The sequence below is a fragment of the Okeania sp. SIO2F4 genome, from assembly GCF_010672385.1.
In the GTDB taxonomy this organism is placed as follows: Bacteria; Cyanobacteriota; Cyanobacteriia; order Cyanobacteriales; family Microcoleaceae; genus Trichodesmium.
Genome location: NZ_JAAHGT010000540.1, coordinates 1 through 6522, shown reverse-complemented (window position 1 = coordinate 6522; position 6522 = coordinate 1). Strand labels below are relative to the sequence as shown.

General features: G+C 35.6%; 5 protein-coding genes and 1 pseudogene. 2 read left to right on the top strand and 4 right to left on the bottom strand.

Annotated elements, in window-relative coordinates:
• The coding region (locus tag F6K22_RS26975; protein WP_293105180.1) for an AbrB family transcriptional regulator at positions 1–216 on the top strand (216 nt) is incomplete at its 5' end.
• A gap of 109 nt (positions 217–325) precedes the next feature.
• A pseudogene (locus F6K22_RS26970) lies at positions 326–624 on the top strand (RNA-guided endonuclease InsQ/TnpB family protein); the annotation flags it as partial.
• A gap of 265 nt (positions 625–889) precedes the next feature.
• Here the strand turns inward: F6K22_RS26970 and F6K22_RS26965 are convergent.
• From F6K22_RS26965 to F6K22_RS26950, 4 genes are all read right to left on the bottom strand, one after another.
• A complete protein-coding gene (locus F6K22_RS26965; protein WP_293105177.1) occupies positions 890–1798 on the bottom strand; it encodes an AAA family ATPase in 909 nt (302 codons plus the stop codon).
• 538 nt (positions 1799–2336) lie between these two features.
• On the bottom strand, positions 2337–2495 hold the full coding sequence (locus F6K22_RS26960; RefSeq protein ID WP_293105174.1) for a hypothetical protein: 159 nt from the start codon (positions 2493–2495) through the stop codon (positions 2337–2339).
• Between the two features lie 1304 nt (positions 2496–3799).
• Positions 3800–4102, bottom strand: a complete 303-nt coding sequence (locus F6K22_RS26955; RefSeq protein ID WP_293105171.1) for an RNA recognition motif domain-containing protein — start codon at positions 4100–4102, stop codon at positions 3800–3802.
• Positions 4103–5319: 1217 nt separating this feature from the next.
• Positions 5320–6426 (bottom strand): bifunctional riboflavin kinase/FAD synthetase, encoded by a 1107-nt coding sequence (locus F6K22_RS26950; protein WP_293105168.1) that lies wholly within the window; start codon positions 6424–6426, stop codon positions 5320–5322.
• Positions 6427–6522 lie beyond the last annotated feature (96 nt).

The following is a 6522-nucleotide window of genomic DNA, read 5'->3' as shown; positions in this document are numbered from 1 at the left end:
GGCGGACGTTCTGCTAGTTATAAGATTAGTGTACAATCCAATGGTAATTTATTAATTGGTGCTGCTTATACTAAACAAATGGATTTACAGCCTGGAGATGAGTTTGAAATTTCCTTGGGACGTAAACATATTCATTTGCGTCAAGTAGAGGCAGAAGCAGAAGAAGAAGAAGAGGAAGAAGAAGAAGAAGAAGCAGTATCAGCAGGAACATTTTAAGTTAAGGCTACATAATTCACATATTTACTGAAAAGCAAGATTGAAATCCCTGTCTCTTTCAGAGCAGGGATAAAAACAAGCAAGCAATTTTTGCTTGAGCTGCTGAATGCTTTCCTTTTATTTGGCTAAAAACCACAGCCAAATAGTAATAGAAGACCTCAATGTATCAGGAATGATGGCAAATCATAAGTAGGGGCGATTCGCATAGATGTCCCTACAAAGGCAGTTAGCTGATATGAGTTTTTACGAGTTCAGAAGACAGGCGCGAGTACAAATGTGAGTTATACGGTTCTGAAGCTCATAATTGTTGATAGATGGTTTCCTAGTTCTAAGACTTGCAGTAGGTGTGGTCAGGTTAAAAATTCTCTATCTTTATCTGAAAGAGTTATAGAGTGCGAACACTGTGGTTTCAGTTGCGCAGCAAACGACCGTGGTAGCCAGAGGAGCTGGATAACGCCGACGTTGCCTGGTTGAAGCAGGAATAGAACAGATTGTAAGCACGAAAATCATAGATTTATTATAGATAATCATAGGTTTCTAAGAACGGAGTCAAGCTGTCAAAGGAATGAGCTTGAATAGATTAGAATTAGTCTCATTCCCATTATACTTAATTTAGTAAGTTTTTTGATTTATAAATTGCTCGGCGATTAACTATAGTCATCAAAAACTAAAACTAGGAAACTGTGACAGAACCCAGTAATCTTTCCACAATTGTTTGAGTACGTTTTCCCCCTGCTGTTATCAAGCGATGGGAAAGCACATAAGGAACAAGAAACTTCACATCATCAGGAATAGCATAATCTCTTCCTGTGAGAAAGCCTAAAGCTTGAGTTGCTCGGTGCAAAGCAACCGTTCCACGAGGACTAACACCTAGTGTAATTTCTTCATCTTCCCTTGTTGCTCTAACTAAGCTGAGAATATATTTTTGCAAAGACTCATTTACTTTTACCAAACTGCACAAACGACGTAACTCTTGTACTTCCTGCAAAGTAATGCAAGCTTTTAGTGTACTGACCCCTGAACCTTCAGAGATTCTTTGTAGCATCTGAAGTTCTTCCGACTCTGTAGGATAGCCTAATGTCAGAGATAAAGTAAAACGATCCATTTGTGCTTCTGGCAGTGGAAATGTCCCTTGATACTCAATTGGGTTCTGAGTTGCAATGACAAAAAATGGGTCAGGAACAGAACGTGAAACTCCATCTACGGTAACCTGTTTTTCCTCCATCACTTCCAAAAGAGCAGATTGAGTACGGGGTGTTGCACGATTAATTTCATCTGTCAATAGTACGTTGGCAAACACCGGACCGGGTAGAAATTCAAATTCCCCACTACGAGGGTTCCAAATATTAGTACCAGTAATATCGGTAGGTAGTAAGTCAGGAGTACATTGAATTCGCTGAAACTTTCCAGCGATCGAATAAGCTAGAGATTTCGCTAGTAAGGTTTTACCTACACCGGGAACATCTTCTAAAAGAACATGACCTCCTGAAAGTAATGCTACTAATACTAATGTGATGGCATGTTCTTTACCAACAATAGTCTGACTGAGATTTTGTTTCAGCTTTTCAATACTTTCTTTCATAAAATTATTATTTGCTGTATGTTTTGATGGAAACAAATAAACCCGAATTCTCTCCTCCGCTATATTTTTATTTCAACCCTGTCCTACCCGGTGAGGTCTTTAAGTACAGCTTCAGAAAGAAATAGTATTAGGTGGTAGATGGTAGGTTTTAGGTAGTCAGTAAATCTTCATGTTCCAACATTGGAAATTAGGTTTCCAACCATGCTAGCTCGTTATTTGTAACATTCTTTTTTTATGCATGATATTATTTATTATTCTCAAACTAAATCAAGTCTTAGGTAGCAGCTTGTCGATCAAAAAAACTTTCCACAAAATAGTTTTTATTGAGCTACTACCTAATATTCTTAACCGAAAACTTCTAGGTTTATAAATTATAACGAAAATATTATCAGCTAAATTACAAAGTTGACGATCTAGTTTGAAATGCAAATCACATCTAGTATTAGCTATCTTTTCATGTAACCGAGCTATCTTATTCTGAAGTTTTAGCCAATTATTTAAACCTCTTTTTTTATTCTTAAGTCTTCTTTCCATCAATTTAATTTTGGGCAGTTGACAAACACAAAAACTTAGAAGGTTTGATTAATTTGCCAGTGTAGGTACGGACAAAATTTTCTATTCCTGCATCGATTCCTAATGACTTATTGCCTGCGGGATTATCTGGGACTAACTCAGAGGAAGTCAAAGTAATCATCAAATAATAACCAGTAGCTTTTTTGACTATCCTAGCTTACAAATGCTTGAAAAACATCTGGATATGACCTACTTTGTTTGATCTTAATCCAATCTAGCTGAGGTAGTTTAACTCTACTATTACCTAGGCAATTTTTCAGCATTGCCGGAAAGACAAAGCTTCTCAACTTTTTCTTAAATCGAGGAAAACCTTTACCGAATAATTAATAATTAATAATTATTAATTAAATAATTCAGCTTACTCTGCCGACCCTTTCAAGGGGAAAAAAATGCTCTTGAATTTCCTTATATTCAATTCCGTTGCGGTTTTAATCACCAGGTAATTATCCATTATCCATTATCCATTATCCATTAATGAACAACAGATTTCATCTCAGAAAAAGCTTTGTCTAAAGTCTTCAAAGTTTGTTGTAAGATTTGAGCATTAACTGACTTTAATCTGGGATTAGTCTTCCCGCGCTATTGTTAAGTTTTTTGCTTGATGATTGTAATTAGGATAAGCTGCATCAGCAGAAATAATGTATTCAGAAATAATTGCACAACTATTAATTGGTAATTTTCTTGAAACACACCAGTCTTTCCCCTCTCTTAATAGGAATTATACAGGTCTTGACAAACATTAAGAATCTGGTTAATTTCAGTTTCTTGTTGTTTGTTTGGCAAAAGGTTTGTACTGGTAAGTTAAAGTAATCAAAGGTTGAAAATAAAACTTTAATAACTATCTATAATTATAACTGATACTGGATTGATTCGCGCTCCGCTCAATTAATTGGCAATTTTGTAATTTATGAGGGGCTGTCTGCCTAGGTTTCCCGCGCAGTTTATTCGCCCCGTCTCACCGCTAAATTTCTAATTTAGTGGATCGATATCTTTCAACATTTTCTGATAGATTTTGTATCCTCTAGCAATAGCATAATCTTTTCATGCTTCGGCTTATCTATCTAGATTATCTTTGTTTTCGGCACTAGAAACTCTGGCATAAATGCAAGCTATCAAGTCAGACTTTGAGTTATCTTCATCAGTTCTGATAATCGTGCCGGATGTGCAATTGATAACCAGTCAAATCCTATTTTTTCCAAGACCTCCAGGTTTTTTGATAACTTATTTCTATTTTTTTAGCATAGTCTTAAAGTTTCATGTCTATAAATTTAACATGAATGACTGTATTTGACTATTTTATTAAAAATATCAGCGCGATCGCTGTGCAAATCAGAAAAAGCATAAATCAAATTGTGATTAACTTCAAAATATAAAAGGAATAGGATTAATTCCCATCCCTTGAATTGAATTTGATTTGATTAATAGATTTTAGTAGTCACGAGAGGAGCGGTCTCTTCTACCGCCACCACCGCCGCCACCGCGTCGGTCTTCTCGTGGCCTGGCCTTATTAACCTTGAGATTACGTCCCATCCATTCAGCACCATCAAGTGCTTGAATGGCAGCTTCTTCTTCTTCTTCAGTCTCCATTTCTACAAAAGCAAAGCCCCGAGGGCGACCGGTTTCACGGTCACTAGGAACTTGAACTCGCTTCACAGTACCATATTCAGCAAAGACTTCCTTTATATCTTCATCTGTTGCATCGTAGGAAAGGTTCCCAACGTAAACTGACATAATTGACCTCCAAAATAGGAATGTAATGTAGAGAGATTTCGGAAGGCCAGCAATGCCAGATGAAACATCATCAAAAAGCTCATCACTCAAAGCAAAAACTGCAACCTATACCTATTCTCAAACTAGATTCTATCATAGAGAGTTTTGGTTAATAATTATACAAATTATAACTTTCCTCCAACTGAAAATAGGCAGTAAAGTGTTTTAGATTTTAGCTTTATAAAAGTTCCATTAAACCTCTGGACTAAATTCTCAGTCAAATCTTGCAACTCAAATTTAGGACTGCTATATTTTTTCAGTTTTTCATAATTATCATAATCATGCTCTATAAATAATTAATTCCAAATGAATAATAAATTAAATTCAGGCAAAATTAACTCATTACTAAATTATTTTCTCTTGACACAATACCATTTTTTTTACCTTACAAAAAACAAGGTTGACAGTAATATGTTCCAATGAGGATGAAAACTAACTCTAGATTTTAATTTATCAAATTGGTTTGATAAATTTTTGCTACAAATTATTAGAAGTTAGGAACCAGATAGGGTCGCCGTCGGATTGGCGATGTACAGGATTCAGGAGTTATTATATCATGTCCGCTTGAATAGTTATAAATAAAGAGGGAGGAGTCAGGAGGGAAGAGGGGGAAAAAGAAGGTATAAACAGGATAAAGTTTTTTGGTCGCGAAGCGGAACGGAGTTCTATCGCGGAGCGGAACGAAGTTCTATCCCTAATTATCTGGACATGATATAATTTAGCAATCAGGAGGCATGGCTTCTAACGATTCCTCTTTAACATTTTTTATCTGTTTTTTTGTCTATTGACAGCTATTAAGTATTTTTTCATCTGACCAAAAAAGAAGGTCTCAAGCCTCCCCTTTCAAGGGGATGAAAACAATCAACTTCAGTATTTCAATCCTGATGCTTCAGCCAGAGGTACTGATAAGTGATAACTGATAACTGAAATAACATACATCAAAAATTAAGTTCTTTAATCACTTAATTTATCTATAACATTATTTTTGGAAAATGCTATAATTTACTCTTTTGAGGTTAAAAGTAAGTATAATAGCTATAACTACTACTACTAGCTTTGAGTAGTCCCTCAGAATTTTTTCTTTGGTCAACTTAAGAAGAAACGAAGTAACCCAGATTTATCACATTGGGTAGATCGGCGAATAACTCGGTCTATGGATAAGCGGGGAACTATCAAAATTATATAGTTTGATTTGTAAGTATACTTCTAGCAATTCTACAATCTTCATGTATTTTAGCTTTCAGTAAATCTAGAGAAGCAAATTTTTGTTCGGGTCGTAAAAACTCTATCAAATTTACAGTTAAAGTTTGACCATATAAATCTCCAGACCAGTCTAATAAGTGAACTTCCACAGTTGGCTGTAAACCATTTAATGTAGGGCGACAACCAACATTCATCACACCTAAGTAGGGGCGATCGCCAGAAAATATTTCTTGGGGTTGCTTCTGTCGAGAAAAATATACTTCTACAGCATAAACCCCAAAACGAGGCAAAAATTTTTGTGGTGGTAGCTGAAGATTTGCTGTAGGAAATCCTAATGTTCTACCTAATTGTTGCCCCTGGACTACTTGACCAACTAAACTGTAGGGGCGACCTAACAAACGATTTGATTTCTTCAGGTCTCCTTCTTCTAAAGCTTTACGAATTATAGAACTGCTAATACGTTCTCCATTTTCACAAGTATATAGAGGTACAATTGTTACACCTATATTGTAATTAGCAGCGATCGCCTGTAAATCTTTTGCATCTCCTGCCCTCTTGCGTCCAAAACGGAAATCCCATCCTACACTTACTCTATCTGCTTGTAAGTGTTTTACCAGAATTTCTTCTACAAATTGAATAGGAGTTAAATCTGCCAATTCTTGATTAAATGGCAATAATACCACTTGTTCAACTCCGATATGTTGGAAAAGAGCCAATTTTTCTGCTATTGGAGCCAACAATTTTTTTGGTTTTCCACTAAAAAACTCTTGGGGATGAGGATTAAAAGTAACAACTGTGGAATAAATTTTTTGTCCCTGCTCATTATCATTGTTGCCCAATTCACTTTGGCAATGCCATGATGATAGTTTTAACTCTTGATGAAACAATTTCAGCTTTTTACTTTCATCTACTTCTGTAGCTGTTGCCAATTCTGATGGACAGACAGAAAGTAAGTTTGATCTATTGTTTAAGTTTAAAATCGGTTCAATTACTTGGCAATGTCCTCGATGTAAACCATCAAAGTTTCCCAAGGCAACTGTAGTTGGAGTTAGAGCCGTAGCTAAAGAAGAAGTTATCCACACACCTTATATTTTCACTTATTTAATCATCTTTTACCACATTTAGTTTTTTTTGTCTAATTTTTTTGTTAGTTTACTAACAAAATTAAAATTAAGCAG